Source organism: Mesorhizobium sp. M7A.F.Ca.MR.148.00.0.0 (assembly GCF_003997735.1).
Classification (GTDB): domain Bacteria; phylum Pseudomonadota; class Alphaproteobacteria; order Rhizobiales; family Rhizobiaceae; genus Mesorhizobium.
This window is the reverse complement of the sequence record NZ_RZTB01000013.1, coordinates 67,504-90,832: the sequence shown is the minus strand read 5'-3', so window position 1 is coordinate 90,832 and position 23,329 is coordinate 67,504. Positions and strand designations below refer to the sequence as shown.

Here is a 23,329-nt window from a genome sequence, read left to right as displayed (position 1 = left end):
CCGATCGCGCCGTTGGCCGTCTGCTTTTCTGTGCGCCGCACCTTGGCGGTCACGCGCTCGGCTTCCCTAATGAAGGTGCGGTAGCCGAAATAGGCGGCAACGCCAACGACGGCGAAGAAAATGATCTGCGGCATGCCAAAACTCCTCCCACGCTGGGCCGGCGAAGGCGGCCGGTCGGGTCGGTTGATGCATGTCGACCCGGTTTTGGGGACACGACATGCATGAAACTCAAGCTCTCATGCTAGACGGTTTTGCCGGGTTTTCAAAGCCCGAAGCGAGACCACAATGCGCGCTCTTCCGCCGCATCGATCACGCCGCTGGCGGCAGCCGCGGCAATATCGGGCGCTGAAAAGCCCTTGCTTGAGCCGAACAGGCCGAAGCGGCTAAGGAAACCGCGCGGCGTCGTGATCAGCCTGAGCTGCGTTTTCGCCCCGAAACGGGTCTTGAGCACCGTTCGCATGTCGCCGAGCGCATCGACCAGACCGAGTTCGAGGCCCTTGATGCCTGTCCAGAACAGGCCGGTGAACAGGTCCGGGTCGTCCTTCAGTTTCGTGCCGCGCCGCTCCTTGACGAGGTCGATGAAGGTTGCGTGCACCTCGAGCTGCAGCGCCTTCAGCCGTTCGACATCTTCCTTCTTCTCGGGCTTGAACGGATCGAGCACCGCCTTGTTCTGGCCAGCGGTGTGGACACGTCGCTCGATGCCAATCTTTTTCATCAGTTCAGGGAAGCCGAACGAGGCCGACACCACGCCGATCGAACCGACGATGGACGACGGATCGGCGAAGATCTCGTCGCCAGCGACCGCGATCATGTAGCCGCCCGACGCCGCCACATCCTCGACGAAGACCAGTACCTTTTTGTTCTTTTCCGTGGCCAGGTCACGGATGCGCTTGAAGATCAGCCGAGACTGCACCGGCGAGCCGCCCGGCGAATTGATCGAGATGGCGACCGCCGGCGCGTCGTAGGAAAACGCCTTCTCGATGAGGCCGGCGGTGGAAGCCAGCGACAGGCTCGGCCGAAACTGGCCACCGCCTGCCATGATGGTGCCGTGCAGCCGGATGACCGGAATGGTGACGACGGTGGAGCGCCAGGATTTCGGCAGCAGGCGGTTGATAAGGCGTTTCACGAGGGCGCGGTCTCCGGTCGGTGGGTTGCAGGCATGTAGGGATTTCCCGGCCAACGGCAATGTCGCCGGGCAGAATAGCTCAATCTCCGAACAGCGAGGCGAGGCCGTTGGCGATCATTTCGCTGCGCTCGTCGGGGCCGTTGCCTGACTGCGTGTGGAGCATCAGGGGCGGGCGTATGGCGAGCTTTCCCCGCGCCCCGAGCACTGCCCGCACGACGATGCGGATCGCCGCCGCATCGGGACGAGGGTGGACGGCGAGCATCTCGGCATCGCCGAAGCGGCCGGCGATCGCATCGAGAATGGCGCCGAGCTGTTCGGGCCGGGCGATTACGGCGAGCCCGCCGCGCGGCCTCACCACCGCCGCCGCACTTCTGATCCAGCTCTCGAACAGCCCGTCCTCCATGACATGGGCTTCCTTTCGCAGGCGATCCGATGTGGCGCGGTCCCGGGGAGTGTTGAAGGGAGGGTTCATGATGACGAAGTCGAAATCATTGTCGGCGAGGCCGGCGGCCGCCCGCGCCCGGCCCGATACGGTGACATTGGCGACCAGCACGGATGCGCGATCGCTGAGATGGGCATTGCCGGGATGGGCAAGCGTCGCCGCCGCGAAGGCCGCCATTTCCGGCGCGCGTTCGACAAGCACCGCCTCTGCCGCCGGGCAGCGCGACAGCACCGCCAGGCCGGCGGCCCCGGCACCGGCACCGAAATCGGCGAGACGACCGGCAAAGGTCGATGGCACGGATGCCGCCAGCATCATCGCATCCATGCCGGCGCGATGGCCGCCCTGCTTGGGCTGGACGAGCCAGAACCGGCCGCGATGGAAAGCGTCGACCGTATGGGCCGGCGTGTCCGGAACAAGGGCGGCGGGCGCGGCGGGCATTATTTTCCGCGGATTTCGTTGGCGATGCCGGCATCCCTGAGGATACGCCGCGCCGCATCGGCCTGGTTCGCGTCGATCATGACGCGCTTCTGCAAAAGACCGATCGACCCTTCGAGAATGCTCATGTTCTGGTCGGCGACAAAGCAGGCGATGCCGGCGTCGCGCATCAGCGATTCCACAAAGGAGATGATCACGGCATCGTTGGTGCGGACAAGTTCTATCATCGTATGAAACTCGCAGTTTGCGCTATTGATGTAAACGGGCAGGGGATTCCGAGGCAGAGCCCCGTTTCCTCTGTGGTCGTTGACATTCCGTGATCGACGCCGCGCCAATTCGCCACTTGCCGTGGCCATGTCCGCCGCCCTAGAGTCCATGCAGGGACTAAGGGTGCCGTCGCACGCTCTATACCAAGACGGGAGTGATTGTCGTGGGTGTCGTTCTCAACATCGAAAACGGGAAGCGGGAGCCCGCCTCCATCAAGGATCTGATCGATCTGACAGCGGCCGATATGGGGCGCGTCAATGAATTGATCCTGTCCAAGGCCGGCTCCGACGTCGAGATGATCCCGGAGGTTGCCAATCATCTGATCTCGTCCGGCGGCAAACGGCTGCGGCCGATGCTGACGCTGGCCGCCGCGCAGATGTTCGGCTATGCCGGCGAAGGCCACGTCAAGCTCGCCACCTCCGTCGAATTCATGCACACGGCGACGCTTCTCCACGACGATGTCGTCGACGAAAGCGGCATGCGGCGCGGCAAGAAGACCGCCCGCATGATCTGGGGCAACCAGGCAAGCGTGCTGGTCGGCGACTTCCTGCTCGGCCAGGCTTTCCGCATGATGGTCGATGTCGGCTCGCTCGAAGCGCTCGATATCCTGTCGAGTGCTGCCTCGATCATCGCCGAGGGCGAGGTTATGCAGCTTGCCGCCGCCAAGAACCTCGAAACCACCGAGGACGAGCATTTCGCCGTTATCAAGGCCAAGACCGCGGCGCTGTTTTCGGCTGCTGCCGAGGTCGGGCCCGTCATTGCCCAGGCGACCCGCAACGATCGTGCGGCGCTGCGCTCCTACGGCATGAATCTCGGCCTTGCCTTCCAGCTGATCGATGACGCGCTGGACTATGGCGGCACCAGCAAGGATCTCGGCAAGAATGTCGGCGACGATTTCCGCGAAGGCAAGGTGACCTTGCCAGTCATTCTCGCCTATCGGCGGGGCACGAAGGCCGAGCGCACTTTCTGGAAGCGTGCCATCGAGGACAATGTCACCGATGACGCCGGCCTGGAAAAGGCGATCGGCCTGATGACTCGCCATGGCGCCATCGCCGACACGATCGGACGAGCCCGCCATTTCGGCGAGATCGCCCGCGACGCGCTGGCGCCGCTGGAAGCGACGCCGCAGAAATCGGCGCTGATCGACGTCATCGATTTCTGCATCAGCCGGGTGAACTGAGCGGCGTCACCCGGTTGCCCGCTGCTTCGCCTTTCCCGGCAAAGCGAACGCGGCCAGCAGGCTGACAAAGATGCCCGCCGCCGCCAGCCAGAAGGCGATCTGTATGCCGTAGGCGATCGCGGCCTTCAGTGCATCGCCAGTCAATCCGCCGACATGGCTGTTGGCGATCGCGATCAATGTCGCCATGCCGATCGCGTTGCCGATGTTGAGCGTCGTGCAGGCCATTCCCGAGGCAACGCCCTGTTCGTCGTGTGCCACGCCCGACGCGGCCGCGATCCACATGGCGGTCCAGACGATGCCCTGTCCGACACCGGAGATGATCAGGCCGGGAACGATGGCGGCATAGCTGCTGTCGGCTGATGCTCCAAGGACCATCAGCGCTGTGCCGGCTGCGCCGACTATCATGCCGCCGACCAGGGTCGAGCGTGTAGAAAAGCGCGTCGCCAGGCGTTCACCAAGCTGCGTGCCGGCGGCGATGGCGATCGACGGCACCAGGAACGCCAGGCCTGTTTGCAGGGCGGTGAAGCCATGTACGGTCTGCAACAGCACGGTCAGGAAATAGGGCAGGGCTCCGAAAGTCGCCATGTAAAGGAAGGTGATGGTCATGCCGGCGACGAGGCTGCGGTTTTGGAACAGTCGCAACGGCATCAGCGGGTCGGTGCTTCTTGCCTCGATCACCGTGAAGACGATCAGGAAGAGCGCCGCCAGCATGGCGCTGATAAGAATCGTTGGCGAACCCCAGCCATAGTCCGGGCCCTGGACCAGCGTGAAGACCAGCAACGTGGCGCCGGCGGTGACAGCCAATGCGCCGGGCAGGTCGAAATTGCGATGCTCGTGTCGCTTGGGATCGCGCGGGATGATGACAAACGCGGCGGCGATGGCGATACCGGCCAGTGCCACGTTGACATAGAACACGGCTGGCCAGCCGAAGGCGCTGGTGAGGAACCCTCCCGCCAGCGAGCCGAGCGTCAGGCCACTTGCCCCGGCACCGCCCCAGACCGCGAGCGCCCGGTTACGCTCCGGCCCCTCGGCGAACAGGCGGTTGATCAGCGACAATGTCGCCGGAAACAGGAACGCGGCGCCGATGCCTTGCACGGCACGCGCTGCGACAATGATTTCGGGCGACCAAGCGAGGCCGCCAAGCAGGGATGAAAGCGCATAGAGCCAAAGTGCGAAGATGAAGACGCGGCGCTGGCCGACGAGGTCGGCGGCTCGGCCGCCGAACAGCAGGAAGCCGCCGGTGAACACGGTGTAGGCGCTCACAACCCATTGTAGTGTCTGGCCGGAAAAGCCGAGGCTGGAGCCGATCTCCGGCAAGGCCACGAAAACGATGTTGAGGTCGAGCGCGATGATGAGCTGGGCAAAGGCGAGCAATGCCAGCGTGGCGCCGCGCTTCGCGCCAACCCCTTTCTGTGTTGCCGTGGCGCCGAGCGGCAGACCTTGATCGAGTGAACTCATGCCCGTCTCCTTTTGATTCTTTATCGATCAACAAAGAATTAGAATTTGCATTCCGGAGTCAAGCGGATTATTTGTCGATCGACAAAAAAATGGAGATGGCGATGGCGGGAAGACCGAGGGAGTTCGATCGCGACAAGGCACTGGAGAAGGCGCGAGACGCCTTCTGGACACGCGGATACGACGGCACATCGATGGCCGATCTGGTTTCGGCCCTGGGCATCGCCTCGGCGCGCATCTACGCGGCCTTTGGCTCGAAGGAGGATCTGTTTCGGGAAGCGGTCGGGCTCTACGAGGCCAATGAGGGCGGTTTCGCCACTCGTGCCTTCGCTGGCGAGACGACCGCGCGGCGGGCCATCGAGCGGATGCTGCGCGAAGCCGTCGAAACCTATACGCAGCCAGGGCGGCCGCAGGGCTGCATGGTGGTTTCGGCCGCCACCAATTGCGCGATCGAGAATGATCGCGTGCAGGAGTGGCTGGCGGAGCACCGCCGGACACGCACCCTATCGATTGTGGAGCGGCTGAACGAGGCCGTTCGGGACGGGGAACTGAGGCCGGATACGGACGCCGGGGCGCTCGGCGACTACTATGCCACGCTCATGCATGGTCTTTCCGTACAGGCGCGTGACGGCGTGCCGAAGAAGCGCCTGCATGATCTCATCACCGTCGCCATGCAGGCGCTGGACGCAAGGCTGGCGGGCGTCCCCGAATTTCAGCATCATTTCGCCAAGCAGCCGTGAATCCCGATCCCGCCGTCTCGACAAGCTGCCCTGCCGCAAATTATCTATAAAACATGGCAAAGGGCACGGACGACACCATCGCGGTGCGCATCAGCAAGGTTCTGGCGGACCGCATCATCTCGGGCGCGATCGAGCCGGGGGCCAGGCTTCGGCAGGATCATATCGCCGAGGAATTCCAAACCAGCCATGTTCCCGTGCGCGAGGCCTTCCGGCGTCTGGAGGCGCAAGGGCTGGCCATCGGCGAGCCGCGGCGCGGCGTGCGTGTGGCGTCTTTCGATCTGGGCGAGGTCAAGGAGGTCGCCGAAATGCGCGCCGCCCTTGAGGTGCTGGCGCTGCGCCACGCCGCGCCGCATCTGACATCGGCCATTCTCGATCTCGCCGAGGAGGCGACCAAGGCCGGCGACAAGTCCCGCGATGTCAGGTCGTGGGAGGAAGCCAACCGCGCCTTCCACCGCTTGATCCTGGCGCCATGCGGCATGCCGCGCCTGCTCGCCACCATCGACGACCTGCACGCGGCAAGCGCCCGTTTCCTGTTCGCGGCATGGCGGTCGGAGTGGGAGACGCGCACCGATCAGGACCATCGCGCGATCCTCGCCGCCTTGCGGCAGGGAAACACCGAATCGGCGGCCGTCACACTGGGGCGGCACGTCCAATGGATTGGCCGCAAGCCGGTCAGGACGGCTTCCGGAACAACGCGCGAAGCCTTCGCCATCGTAGGTTAGACGGCCTCCGCCAAAGCGAGGGCTTGCAATCCCCAGGGAAGTGTGGATTCGATAATAGATCGGAAAGAGAAATTATCTATAATTTTCATCGATCGAAGGAATCCCAATGACAGACGTCGCGTTCTCCCCCGGCAAGCCGTCGTTCAGTCCGCTCCGGCTCCAGGATCGTTCTCTTGCCTGGCAGGTTGGAGCCGTCGTGCTTGGCACCCTGTTCCTGGCGCTGGCGTCCTATATCGAGGTGCCGATGGTGCCGGTCCCGGTAAACATGCAGACCTTTGCCGTGACCCTGATCGGCGCGCTCTATGGCTGGCGGCTTGGCGCGCTCACCATCGTCGCCTGGCTGGTCGAGGGTGCGGTCGGCTTTCCGGTTCTGTCCGGAGGGGCAGCGGGTGCCGCGCATTTCGTCGGGCCGACGGGTGGCTATCTCTTCGCCTTCCCGCTTGTCGGCGCCTTGGTCGGCTGGCTAGCAGAACGCGGCTGGAACGGCAAAAGGGTGATGCTTGCCTTTGTCGCCATGCTGCTTGGCAACCTTGCCTGCCTTGTGCTGGGCACAGCATGGCTTGCCGTCATGATTGGAGCCGAACAGGCCGTTACCTTCGGTTTCCTGCCGTTCATCGTCGGCGGCTTGCTCAAGTCAGCGCTGGGTGCCGCGACCCTCATGGCCCTTCCCGGCGGCAAGGCCAAGCCGGCCAATCCGTGACGATCAAGCTGCGCGCCCATCATCTCCTTTGCCTGCTCACCTATGTGGGCAAGGGATACAGCCCCGCCTTCACCGCCAATTATGATCGCGTCGCGGAGCGCCTGAGCCGGGGCGAGGACATCCTCCTCGTTTCCGGCCCCGACGATGTCTGCGCTCCATTGCTCGACGAGCCGGAACCTCACTGCCTCAACGAGAGCGTCGTCGAGCGGGACCGGCTCGCCGGGCTGGATGTAGAGGAATTACTGGCGCGGCCAATCCGGATCGGCACCCACCTCGATCTCGACACGGGGACCTTGGCCCGGATGCGGCAGGCGTTTTCGGCTGGCCTTGTACGCAAGGCCTGCGGCGGCTGCGAATGGAACGAACTGTGCAGCACGATAGCGGCCGGTGGATATAGCGACACGCTGGTGCAGCGGTCCGCCGCGCCAGCCGAGGGTTGATATTGGCCCCGAGCCTTAGCGGTCGAAGCCGAGCTCAAGGGTCGAATCTGCGATATCTTCGGCGCCGCGCAGGGCCAACACCGAAATTCAAGACCGGAAAACTGGTGCCTGTCGCCATGATTTGTTAATCGGGTGCCCGGATTGTGAATTCGAGGCGGATTGAAGCGCGACCCCAAAAAGGCCATGCTTTGCCTGGAAAGATCGAGTCTACGCCGATCCCGCTGATGCGGAGATGGCGCCTGGCTGAAAGGGATATGATGCGGCAAGGACGTGCGCGCTGGCTGACAAGGCTGGCAATTGTGACCGGCATGGCGATCTCGGCTTTGCCGGCCTATGCCAAGCAAACCACCGAACCGGTCAAGATCACGTCGTTTTCGGGCGCTTATCTGGCGGCCCGGATCGCCGAGGGCGACAACGACCTCGACAGCGCCATCGCCTACTACAAGCAAGCATTGGCCTTCGACCCGAGCGACACCGGCCTGCAGCAGAGCCTGATGCTGTCGCTGATCGCGCAAGGGCGCTTCGACGAATCCCTGGTCTATGCCGACAAGCTCAAGGAAGTGCCTGACGTCGAGCGTTTCTCGCGCTTGGCGCTCGCCGTCGATTCCTTCCACAAGAAGGATTTCACCAAGGCGCAGTACTGGCTCAAGCTGTCGCTGGAATCCGATCTCGACCGGTTGATCTCCGGGGTTATGTCCGGCTGGGCGCAGCAAGGCGCCGGCGAGCCTGCCGATGCGATGGCGTCCATCGACAAGCTGCAGGGGCCGGATTGGTTCGGCCTGTTCAAGTCGTTCCACCGCGCCCTGATCGCTGATGCATCCGGCATGCCCGAAAAGGCCGAGGCGATCTATGCCGCGACCATGCAGGATACCGCCGCCGGCGGTGCCGCTCCCGAAACCTGGATGCGCAATGCCCAGGCCTACGCCTCGTTCCTGGTCCGCAAGGGCGACAAGACCAAGGCGCTGTCGGTGCTCGACCAGGCCGAGGCGTTTTCGCCGGGCAAGCTGGAAATCGTCGCCTTGCGCGACCGAATTGCAAAAGGCGACAAGATTGCGCCGCTGGTTGCCGGCCCATCCGATGGCGCCTCCGAAATCCTGCTCGACCTCGCCACCGCGCTCAACCGTGGCGGCGGCGAGCCCTTCGTCCGCCTCTATCTGCAATATGCGCTTGCTTTGAAGCCTGACAGCGACGCTGCCCTTGTGCAACTCGCCGCCGTGTCCGAGCAATTGAAGGACGGCGAAGGTGCCATCGCGCTCTATCGCCGGATTCCCGCCGCTTCGCCGCTGAAGGAGCTTTCGGACCTGCAACTCGGCCTCAATCTTGCCGATCTGGACCGTCACGAAGAAGCGATCACCCATCTGAAAGCCTTGGTCGACGCCCATCCCAATGACATGCGCGCCTATCTGGCGCTCGGTGGCGTCTATTCCTCGAAGGACGATTTCCGTTCGGCCGCCACTCTCTACGATAAGGCCGTCGAGGTGCTGAAGGCGCCGACCGCGGCCAACTGGAACATCTTCTACCAGCGCGGCATCGCTTATGAGCGTCTGAAGGAATGGCCCAAGGCCGAGCCGAACTTCCGCAAGGCGCTGGAACTGTTCCCCGACCAGCCGCAGGTGCTGAACTATCTCGGCTATTCCTGGGTCGACATGAACATGAACCTCAAGGAAGGCCTGGCGATGATTCAAAAGGCCGTCGACCTCAGGCCGAGCGACGGTTACATCGTCGATTCGCTGGGTTGGGCCTATTTCCGCCTCGGCAGGTTCGACGACGCGGTGCGCGAAATGGAACGCGCCGTGTCGCTGAAGCCGGAAGATCCGGTTCTCAACGATCACCTCGGCGATGCCTACTGGCGCGTCGGCCGCAAGCTGGAAGCCACCTTCCAGTGGAACCAGGCTCGCGACCTGAAGCCGGATCCCGATGTGCTGGCCAAATTGCAGCAGAAGCTGATGAAGGGCCTGCCGCCGATCGAGTCCAACACGGCGCAGGAAACTCCGAAGGTCAAGCCAGAGCCGGTGCCCGCCCCGCAGGGGTGACGTCAGCCATTTGAATTCAAGGCGAACGGGGCTCTTTTCGGAGTCCCGTTTTCGTTTGAACCGGATTCGGCTGGCTGCCTCAGAAGAGCTTGCGATAGACGACGAAGCCGGAGTGTTCGGCGACCTTGTCGTAAAGCTTCATCGCCGTGTGATTGGTCTCATGCGTCAGCCAGTATACCCGGCCTGAGCCGGCCGCCTGCGCGCGCTCGTAGACGCCCTCGATCAGCGCCCGTCCGATGCCTTTGCCACGCGAGGCCTGCGTGGTGAAAAGGTCCTGCAGATAGCAATTCGGCGCGATCGCCGTGGTGCTGCGATGGAAGAGATAGTGCACGAGGCCGAGAAGCTGTCCCTCGCCTTCGGCCACCAGCGCGTGGACCGGCTCATAGGCAGCGAAGAAACGAGACCATGTCATCTGGGTGATCTCACCCGGCAGGGCCGTTTCGCCCGAGCGGCCATAAAATGCATTGTAGCCGTCCCACAGCGGCAGCCATTGCTCGAAATCCTGTCGCGCGACAGGGCGGATGACGATCGGGCTGGGCATGGCTGAAACCTGTTGTCGTTGCTGCACAGGCGAACAGAGCGCAGGCCCGAGAGATGGGCAATGGGCCAGCCCCTGCAAAGCTGTCGGCGCGACCGCATCGGCGTGCTTTGCTTGACGCTTTGCTGCCGGGTCTCTAGGACGTGCCGGCAAGCTAGCCTGTGCTGTCGAGGCCATCCGTGACAATTGAAATCCCCGCCCATATGCATCCCAGCCGCTCGTTCCAGGGGCTGATCCTGACCTTGCACAACTATTGGGCGGCCTATGGCTGCGTCATCCTGCAACCCTACGACATGGAAGTCGGCGCCGGCACCTTTCATCCGGCAACGACGCTGCGCGCGCTCGGCCCAAAACGCTGGAACGCTGCCTATGTCCAGCCCTCGCGCCGCCCCAAGGACGGGCGTTATGGCGAGAACCCGAACCGGCTGCAGCATTATTACCAGTACCAGGTGATCCTGAAGCCGAACCCGCCCAATTTGCAGGAACTCTATCTCGGCTCGCTGGCGGCGATCGGCGTCGATCCGCTGCTACACGACATCCGCTTCGTCGAGGATGATTGGGAAAGCCCGACGCTGGGCGCCTGGGGTCTCGGCTGGGAATGCTGGTGCGACGGCATGGAAGTCTCGCAGTTCACCTACTTCCAGCAGGTCTGCGGCATCGAGTGCGCGCCGGTGGCCGGCGAACTCACCTACGGGCTGGAGCGACTGGCCATGTATGTGCAGGGCGTCGACAATGTCTACGACCTCAATTTCAACGGCCGCGAAGGCGCCGACAAGGTCACCTATGGCGATGTCTTCCTGCAGGCCGAGCAGGAATATTCGCGCCACAACTTCGAACACGCCAACACGGCGATGCTTCTGCGCCACTTCGAGGACGCCGAGGCCGAGTGCAAGGCGCTGCTCGATGCCGGCGCGCCGGCATCGAACGACAATCTGCCGATGCATCGCATGGTTTTCCCGGCCTACGACCAGTGCATCAAGGCCAGCCATGTCTTCAACCTGCTCGACGCACGCGGCGTGATTTCGGTCACCGAGCGGCAGAGCTACATCCTGCGGGTGCGCAATCTGGCCAAGGCTTGCGGCGAAGCGTTTCTGAAGACGCAGGCGGGTGGCTTGGCGGCCTGAGCTTCAGGCCCGCTTCATCATCTCGAGGGAAACGTTGATCGGCGGTACGGCCTGACCGCCGGCACCGTCGATCGTGCGCAATGCCTGCCGCACACCCGGCATCGAGAAGGCGCCGTGAGCCTGCGCGGTGAAGCAGGCGCCGAGCGCGAGGATCTGCAGAAGTCTGGATGCCGTTTTCATGGTCGTTGAGCCAATAGTTTCCTGCCTGAGCGTGGGTCGCTTCAGCGCTGCGTTCGGTTCATGGAAATCTTTGATCCAAGGACGGGTGGCGCGGTCTTGTCCCGACAGGGCGGCCAAAATTTGTGTAAAGGGTGACAGCAGCCAGCCGAGTTGCTATGCCCCGCCCGGACCACTCTCCCGCATGAGCTGACCCCGATGCCTGACCTGCTTCTAGAACTTCGCTCCGAGGAGATCCCTGCCCAGCCGCGCGACCGCAGCGCTGGAGGCGTGAGGACGCGCAAACAGGAAAATGGCATGCGGGCGGAGACACTCTGATGCCGGATTTGTTGCTCGAGCTTCGCTCCGAGGAGATTCCCGCCCGCATGCAGCGCAAGGCGGCGGGTGATCTCAGGAAGATGCTGACCGACGGTCTGGTCGAGGCGGGGCTGACCTATGAAGCGGCGCGCGAGTACTGGACGCCACGCCGGCTGACCCTCGATATCAGGGGTCTCGCCGCGCGCTCGAAGGATATAAGCGAAGAGATCAAGGGGCCTTCGACATCGGCGCCTGAACAGGCGGTCCAGGGTTTCCTGCGCAAGGCCGGACTTTCCTCGATCGCCGAGGCGCATGTCCATTCCGATCCGAAGAAAGGCGATTTTTATGTCGCCCACATTTCGAAGCCGGGCAGGGCGGCCGAACAGATCATCGCGGACCTCGTGCCAGGCATCATCCGCAATTTTCCGTGGCCGAAATCGATGCGCTGGGGGCCGGCCTCGGCCAAGCCCGGTTCACTGCGCTGGGTACGGCCGCTGCAATCGATCCTGTGCACCTTCGGCCCGGAGACCGAGGAGCCTGTCGTGGTCGATTTCGAGATCGACGGCATCCGCTCCGGCAACATCACCTATGGCCACCGTTTTCATGCGCCTGATGCGATCACGGTGCGCCGCTTCGACGACTATGTTTCCAAGCTGGAAGCGGCCAAGGTCGTGCTCGATGCCGACCGCCGCAAGGAGATCATCCTTGCCGACGCCCGCAATCTCGCCTTCGCCAACGGGCTTGATCTGGTCGAGGACGAAGGGCTGCTGGAGGAAGTGTCCGGGCTGGTCGAATGGCCTGTCGTGCTGATGGGCGAGTTCGAGGAGGCATTCCTGGCCATTCCGGCCGAGGTGATCCGACTGACCATCCGCGCCAACCAGAAGTGCTTTGTGACGCGGCCGCAGGGTGTCGACGACGCGCTTTCCAACCGCTTCATCCTCACCGCCAATATCGAAGCGAAGGATGGCGGCAAGGAGATCGCCCACGGCAACGGCAAGGTGGTGCGCGCCCGCCTGTCCGACGCGCTTTATTTCTGGACGACCGACCAGGGCGATTTGCCTGACCTGCGTGAGCTCGAGGCATCGGCGGAAAAATTCGGGCTTGATCTCAAGAAGCCGCTCGACCAGCGCATGGCCCGCCTCGACCATCTCGGCGTGACTTTCCACGCCAAGCTCGGCACGCAAGGCGAACGGGTGGAGCGGATCAAGCGATTGGCGGAAGAACTGGCGCCAACGGTGGTGCAGTCGATCTCCCCCCTTGAGGGGGAGATGGCCGGCAGGCCAGAGGGGGTCGCCGCGCGTGAAGCGCCGGCGTCCTCTGACCGCGATGGGGCGTCGCATCCGGTCGTGCCGACCCCCTCTGTCGCCTTCGGCGACATCTCCCCCTCGAGGGGGGAGATTACCGCGCTTGCCGCTCGCGCCGCGGTTCTCGCCAAGGCCGACCTCACCACCGAAGTGGTTGGCGAGTTTCCGGAACTGCAGGGCGCAATGGGCCGCAAATATGCGCTGCTTCAGGGCGAGCATGCATCGGTCGCCGCTGCAGCGGAGGAACACTACAAGCCGCAGGGCCCGTCCGATCGCGTACCGAGCGATCCGGTTTCAATCACAGTGGCGCTTGCCGATAAGCTCGACACGCTGGTCGGTTTCTGGGCAATCGACGAAAAGCCGACTGGGTCGAAGGATCCCTATGCGCTGCGTAGAGCGGCGCTGGGTGTGGTGAGGATTTTGATCGAGAATGCCGTATCATCTTCCCTTCGGCACCAATTGGCGAACGCCCTTTTTGGCTTTATGTTCAACCAGGGCGCTCGCTTCTCGGCAGTTTGGAGAGCCGAAGACGGAGGTGAATTCACGACGGGAGTTGGTTCATCTCGTGACCTCCTCGATAAGCGCTTCGTCGGTCTCAGCTCAGAAGTGGCTGGGTCGAGCCAGGACCGCCCAGCTGCGCAGTTGATCCCCGACCTCATCGCCTTCTTCCACGACCGCCTCAAGGTCTACCTCCGCGACCAAGGCGCTCGCCACGATCTCATCGATGCCGTCATCACGCCGCAGTCCGACGATCTCCTGCAGATCGTGCGCAGGGTCGAGGCGCTGGGCTCCTTCCTCGACACGGAGGACGGTAAGAATCTGCTCGCCGGCACCAAGCGTGCGGCCAACATTCTGGCCGCCGAGGAGAAGAAGAAAACTGTGGTCGCCGAGACCGTTGAGCCGGCGCTGTTTCGTGAGGATGCCGAGAAATCGCTGTTTGCGGCGGTGAATCAGGCTGAGAAGCAAGCCGGCGAAGCGGTTCAAAACGATGACTTTTCCGGCGCGCTGCTGGCGCTTAGCGTGTTGCGCGAGCCGGTTGATTCATTCTTTGAGCATGTTCTTGTAAACGATGAGGATCAGGCGGTGCGTGCCAACCGCCTGGCGCTGCTCGCTCGCATTCGCGCGGCCACCGGCCAGGTCGCGGATTTCTCCAGGATCGCAGGTTAAGGCGAAAAAAATATTCTCTGCCGCCGGCCGTTCGAGCCGGCTTACAGTCATATGGCGATGATCTCTCCGTGGCAAAAGGGACATGTTCCCCAACCCCACGGAGGCTTCCATGAATTCCGATCACGAAATCGAAGTGACAGAAGAAACCCCGGCTCCCGCCGAGGCGCTTGAATCCGCTTCCGAACCCATCCTCGATCATGCCGCCGCCGCAGCGGTCGAAGCCGCTGACCTGTCTGATGACGACGAAGATGAAGACGAAGACGAAGAAGAAGAAGACGAGGACGACGCCGAGGACAGCGTGAAGGCTGAAGGCGACGAGTCCGAAGAAGATGACGACAAGGAAGAAGCGGCCTGATTTTTTCAGCCGCCGAGCCTATCGATGGCAAGGCGGCGCTGAGGCGCCGCCTTTTCCTATCAGCCGTCCCCGAAGCCGACTGTCAGCCGCCCCCGGCGACGGTCAGTTCTCGAGAATGCTGACGCGCACGCTGTTTTCGTAGACATCGACCTGGATCAGCGGTTCGCCATTGACGATGGCTCGCTTGGTCGAGGAACTCATCGCGCCGCCGCGTTCCAGCATGCGTTGCAGGTCGGCGCGCTGGCCGTTGGTCCTGAACCAGCCATCAGCCTCGTCGTCGCGGTCACGGCGGTGGAATTTGTGCCAGTTGGCGCGGTCCTGCCGCACCATCTGCGCGGCATTGTCCAGCGCATAGCCGTCACTCGCCTGATGGTCGCGATCGGAAATGCGCGCGACATAGGATCCCAGCATATCGTCGGCATGAGCCGCGACGACGCCAAGCAATGACGCCAGCAGAAGGCCTGCCCCGGTTACGATTCCAGATTTTCTCATGATCACCCCCCTTTACCCCTAGCGATGAAATCCCGTCTGCCAGAAATGCCTAGAACGGGGTTTGCCTGGCAATGGTGCGCCGGGCGCCAGACCACCGTCAAGTCACGCCATCGATGTCGGCTGTCTTTGAGCCGGGGCTATTTGGTGTAGCCGTTGGGAGGCATGTGCTGCCCTGCTTCCGGCGCCGGAGCGCTCGGCGGCGTGGGTTGGTTCTCGGCGTTCCCTGAGGGGGCTGCGGAGGCGGTGGCCGTTGCCGGCGCCGTGCCTGCCGCCGGCTCGGCACCTGTCGCTGGTGCAGCGGTTGGCGCGGGTGCCGGGGAATCGGGACCGGTAACGCCGCCACGAATGACCATCGGGCCTGGCTGGAAGCCGTGTCCGGTCGCGGGCTTGTCCGGGATCGCCGCCACTTTTTCATCGGTGACGTCGGGCGGCGTTTCCCCTATTGCCACCACCGATCGCGCATCGCTGGCTTTGACTGCATCGGCGGTTCTAGGCTGGTTGGGAGCGCCGATCCTGACGATCGATGGTGTGGAGGATGGCGCGCCTGGAAAAACCAGGGATGACGCCTGGGCTTCGCCGGCCGCAACAGCAAGAATGATACCCAGCAGGATACGCGCAGACACTGATGTCGCTCCCCTTTGCCCAGAAGCTGTTCGATAGCAGGCCGGAATTGATGCCGGCTTTCGCGGAAACATAGCATTTTAGGGATTGATAAATTGCCAATGCTTCTGCTCGCCAACAATAGGTTACCCAACAGCGGCTTGCCCAACGGCCGCCATCGTACTACGCACCCCGCATCTGTGAGGTGACGAGAGTGGCTGAAATACTTGGCTCGGGCGAGGCGCTGGAGCGGGCGCTGGCGCTGCTCATGGAAGGCGATGTCGTCGCCATCCCGACGGAAACCGTCTACGGGCTGGCCGGCGACGCCACCAACGGCCTCGGCGTCGCGCGCATTTTCGAGGCCAAGGGGCGGCCGCGCTTCAACCCGCTGATCGCCCATGTCGCGGATATGGCGATGGCAGAGCGCCTCGCGTTGTTCGATCCGCTGTCCAGGAAACTGGCGCTGGCATTCTGGCCAGGTCCGCTGACGCTGGTGCTGCCGCAACGGCCCGGCAAAGGCATCCATCCGCTGGTCACCGCCGGGCTCGATACGATTGCCTTGCGCATGCCGAGGGGCTTTGGCGGCGAGCTGATCGCCAGGCTCGGCCGCCCGCTTGCAGCGCCCAGCGCCAATTCATCCGGCAAAATCAGCGCAACGACCGCGCAAGCGGTGGCCGCCGACCTCGGTGCGCGGATAAAGCTGGTGGTCGATGGCGGCGCGACGCCGATCGGGCTGGAATCGACCATTGTCAAGGCCGAAGGGGACAGAATGCGGCTGCTGAGGCCCGGCGGCATCGCCGCCGAGGAGATCGAGGCGGCCATCGGCATGGAATTGTTGCGCGGCGGCACCGCCGGTATCGAGGCGCCGGGCATGCTCGCCTCGCACTATGCGCCGGGTGCCGCGATGCGGCTCAATGCCGGCGCGGTCGGCGAGGGCGAGGCTTTGCTCGGCTTCGGCGGCCAGAGGGCGCAAGGCTGGCGCCGCGCCGAAGCCTTCCTCAATTTGTCCGAAACCGGTGACCTGCGCGAAGCGGCGAGCAATCTGTTCGCCTATATGCAGGAACTCGACCGCAGCGGCGCGCAAACCATCGCCGTCGAACCTATTCCCTTCGACGGGCTCGGCGAAGCGATCAACGATCGGCTGTCGCGTGCCGCCGCCCCTCGTGACATCACGCAGCCCGCAACATAGTTTTCCCCCATGACCGAAATCGCAGAGACACTCGATCCCGCTCTCATCGATCGCTTCGCGGCGATCGTCGGCGAGAAATATGCACTGCGCGACGAGCGTGATATCGCACCTTACCTCATTGAGCGGCGGGGGCTCTGGCACGGCGCGACATCGCTGGTGCTGCGGCCGGGCAGCGTCGACGAAGTCAGCCGGATCATGCGGCTGGCGACGGAGACGGGAACGCCGATCGTGCCGCAAAGCGGCAACACCGGATTGGTCGGCGCGCAGGTGCCGGACAGGTCCGGGCGCGAAATCGTCCTGTCGCTGTCGCGGCTCAACCGCATCCGCGAGATCGACGTCCTGTCCAACACCGTGACGGTCGAGGCCGGCGTCATCCTGCAGACGCTGCAGGAGGCGGCCGACGCCGCCGACCGGCTGTTCCCGCTGTCGCTGGCCGCGCAGGGCTCCTGCCAGATCGGCGGCAATCTTTCCTCCAATGCCGGCGGCACCGGCGTGCTTGCCTATGGCAATGCGCGCGAACTCTGTCTCGGTGTCGAGGTGGTGCTGCCGACCGGCGAGGTGTTCGACGACCTGCGCAAGCTGAAGAAGGACAACACCGGCTACGACCTGAAAAACCTGTTCGTCGGCGCCGAAGGCACGCTCGGCGTCATCACCGCCGCCGTGCTCAAGCTGTTCCCGAAGCCGAAGGGGCGCGAAGTCGCCTTCGCCGGCCTGTCGTCGCCCGAGGCAGCACTTTCGCTGTTCAGCCTGGCCATGGACCGTGCCGGGGCAGCACTCACCGCTTTCGAACTGATCGGCAGACGGCCATATGATTTCACGCTGGCGCATGCCCAGGGCGTGGTGCGGCCGCTGATCGAGGACTGGCCGTGGTACGTGCTGATGCAGATTTCATCAGGCCGTTCGTCGGAGGATTCGCGGGCGTTGATCGAGGACGTGCTCTCGGCCGGCCTTGAACAGGAATTCGTCGGCGACGCCGTCATTGCGGCGAGTCTTGCGCAGGGGGATGCCTTCTGGAATTTCCGCGAGGTGCTGCCCGAAGCGCAAAAGCCGGAGGGTGCCTCGATCAAACACGACATTTCGGTGCCTATTGCCTCGATCCCGCGTTTCATCGCGCAGGCTGCCGGCGCCGTGGCGTCGGTAAGTGCAGGTGCCCGCGTGGTCTGCTTCGGCCATATGGGCGACGGCAATCTCCACTACAACATTTCGCGGCCCGTCGACGGCGACGATGAGGCGTTCCTCGCTCTCTATCACCCCATGAACAAGGCGGTGCACGGTGTGGTGCGCAGCCTGCAGGGTTCGATCTCGGCCGAGCACGGCATCGGCCAGTTGAAACGCGACGAACTGATCGCCACCGCGCCGCCGATGGCGATCGATCTGATGCGAAGGGTGAAGGCCGCTTTCGACCCGGCCGGCATCATGAATCCGGGTAAGGTTATCTGATCCTTTCGACAACTTGCGGCTGGTGGGATTCCGATAACCATCCCTGAGATCAGCAAAATTTAACCGACTTTCTTAAGCGGGGCGGTAAGGAGCCCGCGCTACTGTCTCCATACAAACGAGGCTGGAAAAACCGGCCCGGAGAGAACCGGACACCGGCTCTCAGGAGACAGACAGGAAGGCCACTCTATGAACACCGGACTGAAGCCAGTCTGGGCGGGACGCAACATGCGTCTCGACCCATTTCGCCTGCCGCAAGTGGTGAGCTACGCGACTCGCGACGACTACGGCGATGTAACCTTCACCATCGACCAGCGCGGCGCCGTGATCCGCCGCCTGCTCGAGATGAGCGGCCTGCCCGCAATCATCGTTCTGCCCTCCAATGCGTTCCGCGGCGTTGCCGCCCGCGCCATGGAGGATCCGGACGGCAATGTCACGGTGACCCTGGAACTCCTGCACAACGACCCGATGCTGTCGGTGCCGCTGCTGGTGGCCGACGATCTCGACGATGTCGCAGCCGACTGGCGCGCCTGGGCCGACGCTTACCGTCTGCCGATGCTGCTGATCGAATCGGACGGCGTTGCCCGCACCCTGGAAGAATCGCTCGGCGCCGCCATCAAGACGCTGCCGCCGCAGGATCGGCGCAAGGGGCGGATTTCGAACACGCGCCGCCCGCGTTTCCTCGCTCGCCGCAGGGCCGGCGCCCTCGGTCTCAGGCTGGTCATCGACGGCCAGGAGATTATTTCGCGAGAGTAGCTCTCTTCTCCCCGTCCCTATACGGGGAGAAGGAGACTAAACCAGCGGCTTCAGCGCCACCCACACAGCGCCGCCGATCAGACCAAGGAAGATCAGCCAGCCGACCTGGTTGTTCGACCTGAACAGCCGCAGGCATTGGTCCGGATTGTCGATGTCCAACACGGCGATCTGTTGGGCCATATGGGCGCCGGCGGCGATCAGTCCGGCCAGCGCCACCACCGGCGCCTGCGCCGACGCGAAGGCGATGGCGAAGCAGATCAGCGCGCCGCCATAAAGCCCGGCCAGCCACGATTTGGTGTTATCGCCAAACAGGCGTGCCGTCGAGCGCACGCCGACAATGGCGTCATCTTCCTTGTCCTGATGTGCGTAGATCGTGTCGTAGCCGATCACCCACAGGATCGAGCCGATATAAAGCATGATGGCAGGCCCATCGAGATCGCCGAACTCGACCGCCCATCCCATCAGCGCGCCCCAGGAAAAGGCAAGGCCAAGCACCAGTTGCGGCCAGTTGGTTATCCGCTTCATGAATGGATAGATGGCGATGACCGCCAGTGAGCAGATGCCGAGCAGGACGGCGAAGCTGTTGAACTGGATGAGCACGACGAGGCCGACCAGGGCCTGCAGGACGAGAAACAGCCATGCCCGCCGGCGCGTCGCCTTGCCCGACGGCAACGGTCGCGAGCGCGTGCGCTCCACCTGGCTGTCGATGTCCTCGTCGACGAGGTCGTTGTAGGTGCAGCCGGCGCCGCGCATGGCGATGGCCCCGACCAGGAACAGCACGAGATACAAAGGCGCCGGCAGCAGTGAGAGCAGCGGGTCGCCCGGACGCGGATAGGCGCTTGCCGCCAAGGCTGCCGACCACCAGCACGGCCACAGCAGCAACTGCCAGCCGATCGGCCTGTCCCATCGAGCAAGCTGCGCATAGGGCCATATCGAGCGCGGCAGCACGCGGTAGACCCAATGGCCGTTCGGCGCATCGGCGACACGGCCCTGGGCCGCTTTCGACTGGATATTTTCCATGTCCATGGAGTGGCAGCAGCGGCAGAAACCGTCAAGCGGCAAGCGGAGACGCGGCGCCTGTCAGCCTTTCACGAGGCAAAGATGTCGCGGGTGGCGAACCAGTCCCTGGCCACCTCGACGAAGGCCAGCGCTGCATTCGACACACGCTGATGCGTGTCATAGGTCAGCAGGATCCGCTGCATGGGCAGCGGATCGGACAGCGGCTTGCAGATAAGCGGCAGGCCGTCATAGCTGCGGTCGCCGTGCGGGCGGGTATAGCTGACCGCGACGCCGAAGCCGTTGGCGACCATGCTACGCTGCAGTTCGAACGAGCTTGTCGTCGTATCGGCCACCGGCGAGAGGCCGCGGCTGCGGAACAGGTCGAGCATGTGCTGCCAACTGTGCGGCTGATCCGTCGTGATCAGCGGATAGGCGGCCAGATCGGCAAGGCTGACCGTTGGGCGGTCCGCCAGGGCATGGCCTGCCGGCAACAGCGCGTGTGGACGAAGTTCGCGCAGCAGGATGCGGGCGAAATGCGTCGGCAGGCTGAGATCATAAGTCAGGCCGAGATCGATGGCCGCATCCCCCAGCCGTCGTCCCAGCGTCTCGAACGTCTCGTCGCGAACCACGATTTTGACGGCCGGATAGCGTTCGGAGAAGGCGCGGATCAAAGCCGGCGCGAAGAAAGGCGCCAAATCCTCGAAGCATCCCAGCACCAACTCACCGCTGACAGCCGATTTGCTTGAACCCAGGCCGACGAGTTCTTCCGTTTCGGTGAGAACCTGCCTTGCCTTGGCCACGACGGCGCGGCCGAACGATGTCGGCGACACGCCGCTTCCGCGCTGGCGGACGAACAGCTTCTGGCCGAAATTCTTTTCGACCGCGTCAATGGCCACCGAAATCGACGGCTGCGAAACGTTCAGCATCTTCGCCGCCCCGGTGACGCTGCCATGACGCGCCACGGCAACCAGGTAGCGCAGCTGCGTGAGGGTCACACTCATAGGGGCGCTCTATATGTCAGATCGAAAGTTATTATTTTACCGAATGAAGAGGTGTTGCGATAGTGGCTTCATTCCAGAGGAGAACGCCATGGCTTCCCAGACTGCCACCATCGGCGCCACCATGATCGGCGCGTCCACGATTGCCGACTATCAGCGTGACGGCGCTGTCTGCATTCGCGGCGCCTTCAAGGGCTGGGTCGACACGATTGCCGCCGGCATCGAACGCAACATGCAGAACCGCAGCGTCACCGCATCCGACATCGCCAACGGCCGCGGCAGTTTCTTCGATGACTACTGCAACTGGGAGCGCATCCCCGAATTCGTCAGCCTGGTGCGGGGTTCGCCAGCCGCCGAACTGGCGGCGGCGGTGATGCAGTCGCGGACCGCGCAGTTCTTCCACGATCACGTGCTGGTCAAGGAACCCGGCACGCAGAAGCCGACGCCCTGGCATCAGGACATCCCCTACTATTTCGTCGATGGCCGACAGACGGTGAGCTTCTGGATCCCCATCGACCCGGTGAAGGAAGCGACGCTGCGGCTGATCGCCGGCTCGCACAAATGGGACAAGATGATCCTGCCGGTGCGCTGGCTCGACGATAGCAATTTCTATGCCGGCGAGGGCGACTATCTGCCGGTGCCAGATCCCGACAAGGATCCGTCGATGAAGGTGCTCGAATGGGAAATGGAGCCGGGCGACGCCATCCTGTTCGACTTCAGGACCGCGCATGGCGCGCGCGGCAACCTGACCGCGGCGCGGCGCCGGGCGCTGTCGCTGCGCTGGGTGGGTGACGATGCGCGCTATGTCGAGCGGCCGGGCCGCACCTCGCCGCCCTATCATGGCCACGGCATGCAGCCGGGCGAGAGGCTGCGCGAGGACTGGTTTCCGGTGGTCTACCAGGGCTGAAGCGAGGCCAGAAAATCGACGCCGATGTGCGCCGCCGATTTTCGGCTGGGGTAACGTTCCCGTGCGCAATTCCCATCAATGCGCCCGGATGCCTTGACCCGTCGCCCAGAGAGCAATAGCGGGTGCTCTAACGGATAGTCGGCATCAAGAGGTGGCCATGAACGTTCTTCTTCTCGGCTCCGGCGGCCGCGAACATGCGCTCGCCTGGAAGATCGCCGCATCACCGCTGCTGACAAAGCTCTATGCGGCTCCCGGCAATCCGGGCATCGGCAGCGAGGCTGAGCTGGTGAAGCTGGATTTAGCCGACCATGCCGCCGTGGCCGCGTTCTGCCGGGAGAAAAAAATCGACCTCGTCGTGGTCGGCCCGGAGGGGCCGCTGGTCGTCGGCATTGCCGACGATCTGCGCGCGCAAGGCATTCGCGTCTTCGGACCCTCCAAGGCTGCCGCACAGCTGGAAGGATCGAAAGGTTTCACCAAGGATCTCTGCGCCCGCTACAACATCCCGACCGCCGCCTATGGCCGTTTCAGTGACCTGGCCTCGGCCAAGGCCTATGTCGAAAAGACCGGAGCACCGATCGTCATCAAGGCCGACGGGCTCGCTGCCGGCAAGGGCGTCACCGTCGCCATGACGCCCAGTGAAGCACAGGCAGCACTCGATGCCTGCTTCGACGGTTCCTTCGGCGCCGCCGGCGCGGAAGTTGTGGTCGAGGAGTTCATGACCGGCGAAGAGGCGAGTTTCTTCTGCCTCTGCGACGGCACCACCGCACTGCCCTTCGGTACCGCGCAGGACCACAAGCGCGTCGGCGACGGCGACACCGGTCCCAACACCGGTGGCATGGGCGCCTATTCGCCGGCACCGGTGATGACGCCGGAACTGGTCGCGCGCACCATGCGCGAGATCATCGAGCCGACCATGCGCGGCATGGCCGAACTGGGGGCGCCGTTCTCCGGCGTGCTGTTTGCCGGGCTGATGATCACCGACAAGGGACCGAAGCTGATCGAATACAACACCCGTTTCGGCGATCCGGAATGCCAGGTGCTGATGATGCGGCTGAAGGATGATCTGCTGGTCCTGCTCAACGCGGCGACCGACGGCCAGCTTGCGCATACTTCGGTGCGCTGGCGCGACGAGGCCGCGCTCACCGTAGTAATGGCGGCGAGAGGCTATCCCGGCACGCCGGAAAAAGGCTCGGTCATCCGCGGCGTCGAAGACGCGGCGAGCGACGGTGTCCAGATCTTCCACGCCGGTACCGCCATCAATGGCGGCGCGCTGGTTGCCAATGGCGGCCGCGTCCTCAACGTGACGGCATCAGGCGCCACGGTCGGCGAGGCACAGAAACGAGCCTATGCCGCGCTTGACCGCATCGACTGGCCGGACGGGTTCTGCCGCCGCGATATCGGCTGGCAGGCCGTAGCGCGCGAACAGGGAACCTGAAGTTCCGCATTGGC

Annotated in this window: 24 protein-coding genes; 14 read left to right on the top strand and 10 right to left on the bottom strand. The window is 63.8% G+C overall.

Going from position 1 to position 23,329, the window contains the following annotated elements; all coding sequences use genetic code 11:
• Positions 1-262 precede the first annotated feature (262 nt).
• From EOB49_RS07775 to EOB49_RS07765, 3 genes are all read right to left on the bottom strand, one after another.
• Positions 263-1,126, bottom strand: coding sequence for a S49 family peptidase (locus tag EOB49_RS07775; RefSeq protein ID WP_023808666.1), 864 nt, complete (start codon positions 1,124-1,126; stop codon positions 263-265).
• 79 nt (positions 1,127-1,205) lie between these two features.
• Positions 1,206-2,006: a methyltransferase gene (locus EOB49_RS07770; protein ID WP_127380644.1), complete on the bottom strand. Its 801-nt coding sequence runs from the start codon at positions 2,004-2,006 to the stop codon at positions 1,206-1,208.
• A complete protein-coding gene (locus EOB49_RS07765; protein WP_027035989.1) occupies positions 2,006-2,230 on the bottom strand; it encodes a DUF2007 domain-containing protein in 225 nt (74 codons plus the stop codon). The genes EOB49_RS07770 and EOB49_RS07765 overlap by 1 nt, the downstream gene beginning before the upstream one ends.
• 203 nt (positions 2,231-2,433) lie before the next feature.
• Between EOB49_RS07765 and EOB49_RS07760 the strand changes: the two genes are divergently transcribed.
• The gene (locus tag EOB49_RS07760; RefSeq protein ID WP_127272280.1) at positions 2,434-3,450 is read left to right on the top strand and encodes a polyprenyl synthetase family protein; all 1,017 of its coding nucleotides are present in this window, start codon (positions 2,434-2,436) and stop codon (positions 3,448-3,450) included.
• A gap of 6 nt (positions 3,451-3,456) precedes the next feature.
• On the opposite strand, the gene EOB49_RS07755 is transcribed toward EOB49_RS07760, so the two are convergent.
• Entirely contained in the window at positions 3,457-4,908 is a 1,452-nt protein-coding gene (locus EOB49_RS07755) for an MFS transporter (protein ID WP_127380643.1), read from the bottom strand.
• A gap of 101 nt (positions 4,909-5,009) precedes the next feature.
• Here EOB49_RS07755 and EOB49_RS07750 point away from each other — a divergent pair, with 101 nt between their 5' ends.
• The 5 genes from EOB49_RS07750 (at position 5,010) to EOB49_RS07730 (ending at position 9,540) form a co-directional block, all read left to right on the top strand.
• Positions 5,010-5,645 (top strand): TetR/AcrR family transcriptional regulator, encoded by a 636-nt coding sequence (locus EOB49_RS07750; RefSeq protein WP_127380642.1) that lies wholly within the window; start codon positions 5,010-5,012, stop codon positions 5,643-5,645.
• Between the two features lie 53 nt (positions 5,646-5,698).
• Positions 5,699-6,367: a GntR family transcriptional regulator gene (locus tag EOB49_RS07745; RefSeq protein WP_027164176.1), complete on the top strand. Its 669-nt coding sequence runs from the start codon at positions 5,699-5,701 to the stop codon at positions 6,365-6,367.
• Positions 6,368-6,473: 106 nt separating this feature from the next.
• A complete protein-coding gene (locus EOB49_RS07740; protein ID WP_127328424.1) occupies positions 6,474-7,067 on the top strand; it encodes a biotin transporter BioY in 594 nt (197 codons plus the stop codon).
• The gene (locus tag EOB49_RS07735; RefSeq protein ID WP_127380641.1) at positions 7,064-7,507 is read left to right on the top strand and encodes a DUF1284 domain-containing protein; all 444 of its coding nucleotides are present in this window, start codon (positions 7,064-7,066) and stop codon (positions 7,505-7,507) included. Before EOB49_RS07740 ends, EOB49_RS07735 begins: the two co-directional genes overlap by 4 nt.
• 257 nt (positions 7,508-7,764) lie before the next feature.
• Positions 7,765-9,540 carry a tetratricopeptide repeat protein gene (locus EOB49_RS07730; RefSeq protein ID WP_127380649.1) on the top strand — a complete coding sequence of 592 codons (1,776 nt, stop codon included), beginning with the start codon at positions 7,765-7,767 and terminating at the stop codon, positions 9,538-9,540.
• A gap of 79 nt (positions 9,541-9,619) precedes the next feature.
• On the opposite strand, the gene EOB49_RS07725 is transcribed toward EOB49_RS07730, so the two are convergent.
• Positions 9,620-10,081 carry a GNAT family N-acetyltransferase gene (locus EOB49_RS07725; RefSeq protein WP_127380640.1) on the bottom strand — a complete coding sequence of 154 codons (462 nt, stop codon included), beginning with the start codon at positions 10,079-10,081 and terminating at the stop codon, positions 9,620-9,622.
• A gap of 200 nt (positions 10,082-10,281) precedes the next feature.
• On the opposite strand from EOB49_RS07725, the gene EOB49_RS07720 reads away from it, so the two are divergent.
• Positions 10,282-11,202 carry a glycine--tRNA ligase subunit alpha gene (locus tag EOB49_RS07720; RefSeq protein ID WP_174800366.1) on the top strand — a complete coding sequence of 307 codons (921 nt, stop codon included), beginning with the start codon at positions 10,282-10,284 and terminating at the stop codon, positions 11,200-11,202.
• A 3-nt stretch (positions 11,203-11,205) separates the two neighbouring features.
• On the opposite strand, the gene EOB49_RS36390 is transcribed toward EOB49_RS07720, so the two are convergent.
• Complete coding sequence (locus EOB49_RS36390) at positions 11,206-11,382, bottom strand: hypothetical protein (protein WP_164781615.1); 177 nt, start codon at positions 11,380-11,382, stop codon at positions 11,206-11,208.
• Positions 11,383-11,696: 314 nt separating this feature from the next.
• On the opposite strand from EOB49_RS36390, the gene glyS reads away from it, so the two are divergent.
• Together glyS and EOB49_RS07710 are read left to right on the top strand one after the other, a co-directional pair.
• The gene (glyS, locus tag EOB49_RS07715) at positions 11,697-14,147 is read left to right on the top strand and encodes a glycine--tRNA ligase subunit beta (protein WP_127380639.1); all 2,451 of its coding nucleotides are present in this window, start codon (positions 11,697-11,699) and stop codon (positions 14,145-14,147) included.
• Positions 14,148-14,256: 109 nt separating this feature from the next.
• Positions 14,257-14,502, top strand: coding sequence for an ATPase (locus EOB49_RS07710; RefSeq protein WP_127380638.1), 246 nt, complete (start codon positions 14,257-14,259; stop codon positions 14,500-14,502).
• Between the two features lie 102 nt (positions 14,503-14,604).
• Here EOB49_RS07710 and EOB49_RS07705 read toward each other — a convergent pair whose 3' ends face one another.
• Positions 14,605-14,994, bottom strand: coding sequence for a hypothetical protein (locus EOB49_RS07705; RefSeq protein WP_127380637.1), 390 nt, complete (start codon positions 14,992-14,994; stop codon positions 14,605-14,607).
• A 137-nt stretch (positions 14,995-15,131) separates the two neighbouring features.
• Positions 15,132-15,617, bottom strand: coding sequence for a hypothetical protein (locus tag EOB49_RS07700; protein ID WP_127380636.1), 486 nt, complete (start codon positions 15,615-15,617; stop codon positions 15,132-15,134).
• Positions 15,618-15,808: 191 nt separating this feature from the next.
• On the opposite strand from EOB49_RS07700, the gene EOB49_RS07695 reads away from it, so the two are divergent.
• From EOB49_RS07695 to EOB49_RS07685, 3 genes are all read left to right on the top strand, one after another.
• Positions 15,809-16,783, top strand: a complete 975-nt coding sequence (locus EOB49_RS07695) for an L-threonylcarbamoyladenylate synthase (RefSeq protein WP_127380635.1) — start codon at positions 15,809-15,811, stop codon at positions 16,781-16,783.
• 9 nt (positions 16,784-16,792) lie between these two features.
• Positions 16,793-18,223 carry an FAD-binding oxidoreductase gene (locus EOB49_RS07690; protein WP_127380634.1) on the top strand — a complete coding sequence of 477 codons (1,431 nt, stop codon included), beginning with the start codon at positions 16,793-16,795 and terminating at the stop codon, positions 18,221-18,223.
• Between the two features lie 186 nt (positions 18,224-18,409).
• Positions 18,410-18,976: a DUF6101 family protein gene (locus tag EOB49_RS07685; RefSeq protein ID WP_127290910.1), complete on the top strand. Its 567-nt coding sequence runs from the start codon at positions 18,410-18,412 to the stop codon at positions 18,974-18,976.
• A gap of 36 nt (positions 18,977-19,012) precedes the next feature.
• Here EOB49_RS07685 and ubiA read toward each other — a convergent pair whose 3' ends face one another.
• Positions 19,013-19,996 carry a 4-hydroxybenzoate octaprenyltransferase gene (gene ubiA, locus EOB49_RS07680; protein WP_164781617.1) on the bottom strand — a complete coding sequence of 328 codons (984 nt, stop codon included), beginning with the start codon at positions 19,994-19,996 and terminating at the stop codon, positions 19,013-19,015.
• A 68-nt stretch (positions 19,997-20,064) separates the two neighbouring features.
• On the bottom strand, positions 20,065-20,976 hold the full coding sequence (locus EOB49_RS07675; RefSeq protein WP_127380632.1) for a LysR family transcriptional regulator: 912 nt from the start codon (positions 20,974-20,976) through the stop codon (positions 20,065-20,067).
• Between the two features lie 88 nt (positions 20,977-21,064).
• Here EOB49_RS07675 and EOB49_RS07670 point away from each other — a divergent pair, with 88 nt between their 5' ends.
• Together EOB49_RS07670 and purD are read left to right on the top strand one after the other, a co-directional pair.
• Positions 21,065-21,880 (top strand): phytanoyl-CoA dioxygenase family protein, encoded by an 816-nt coding sequence (locus EOB49_RS07670; RefSeq protein ID WP_127380631.1) that lies wholly within the window; start codon positions 21,065-21,067, stop codon positions 21,878-21,880.
• Between the two features lie 157 nt (positions 21,881-22,037).
• Positions 22,038-23,315 (top strand): phosphoribosylamine--glycine ligase, encoded by a 1,278-nt coding sequence (gene purD, locus EOB49_RS07665; protein ID WP_127270338.1) that lies wholly within the window; start codon positions 22,038-22,040, stop codon positions 23,313-23,315.
• The last annotated feature ends 14 nt before the right edge of the window (positions 23,316-23,329 follow it).

Coding starts and splice junctions, on each gene's coding strand:
- EOB49_RS07725 (WP_127380640.1), bottom strand. CDS start 10,081: ATGCCCAGCCCGATCGTCATCCGCCCTGTCGCGCGACAGGATTTCGAG.
- EOB49_RS07770 (WP_127380644.1), bottom strand. CDS start 2,006: ATGCCCGCCGCGCCCGCCGCCCTTGTTCCGGACACGCCGGCCCATACG.
- EOB49_RS07675 (WP_127380632.1), bottom strand. CDS start 20,976: ATGAGTGTGACCCTCACGCAGCTGCGCTACCTGGTTGCCGTGGCGCGT.
- EOB49_RS07690 (WP_127380634.1), top strand. CDS start 16,793: ATGACCGAAATCGCAGAGACACTCGATCCCGCTCTCATCGATCGCTTC.
- ubiA (WP_164781617.1), bottom strand. CDS start 19,996: ATGGAAAATATCCAGTCGAAAGCGGCCCAGGGCCGTGTCGCCGATGCG.
- EOB49_RS07670 (WP_127380631.1), top strand. CDS start 21,065: ATGGCTTCCCAGACTGCCACCATCGGCGCCACCATGATCGGCGCGTCC.
- EOB49_RS07710 (WP_127380638.1), top strand. CDS start 14,257: ATGAATTCCGATCACGAAATCGAAGTGACAGAAGAAACCCCGGCTCCC.
- EOB49_RS07755 (WP_127380643.1), bottom strand. CDS start 4,908: ATGAGTTCACTCGATCAAGGTCTGCCGCTCGGCGCCACGGCAACACAG.
- EOB49_RS36390 (WP_164781615.1), bottom strand. CDS start 11,382: ATGAAAACGGCATCCAGACTTCTGCAGATCCTCGCGCTCGGCGCCTGC.
- EOB49_RS07765 (WP_027035989.1), bottom strand. CDS start 2,230: ATGATAGAACTTGTCCGCACCAACGATGCCGTGATCATCTCCTTTGTG.
- glyS (WP_127380639.1), top strand. CDS start 11,697: ATGCCGGATTTGTTGCTCGAGCTTCGCTCCGAGGAGATTCCCGCCCGC.
- EOB49_RS07740 (WP_127328424.1), top strand. CDS start 6,474: ATGACAGACGTCGCGTTCTCCCCCGGCAAGCCGTCGTTCAGTCCGCTC.
- EOB49_RS07685 (WP_127290910.1), top strand. CDS start 18,410: ATGAACACCGGACTGAAGCCAGTCTGGGCGGGACGCAACATGCGTCTC.
- EOB49_RS07720 (WP_174800366.1), top strand. CDS start 10,282: ATGCATCCCAGCCGCTCGTTCCAGGGGCTGATCCTGACCTTGCACAAC.
- EOB49_RS07705 (WP_127380637.1), bottom strand. CDS start 14,994: ATGAGAAAATCTGGAATCGTAACCGGGGCAGGCCTTCTGCTGGCGTCA.
- purD (WP_127270338.1), top strand. CDS start 22,038: ATGAACGTTCTTCTTCTCGGCTCCGGCGGCCGCGAACATGCGCTCGCC.
- EOB49_RS07730 (WP_127380649.1), top strand. CDS start 7,765: ATGCGGCAAGGACGTGCGCGCTGGCTGACAAGGCTGGCAATTGTGACC.
- EOB49_RS07750 (WP_127380642.1), top strand. CDS start 5,010: ATGGCGGGAAGACCGAGGGAGTTCGATCGCGACAAGGCACTGGAGAAG.
- EOB49_RS07745 (WP_027164176.1), top strand. CDS start 5,699: ATGGCAAAGGGCACGGACGACACCATCGCGGTGCGCATCAGCAAGGTT.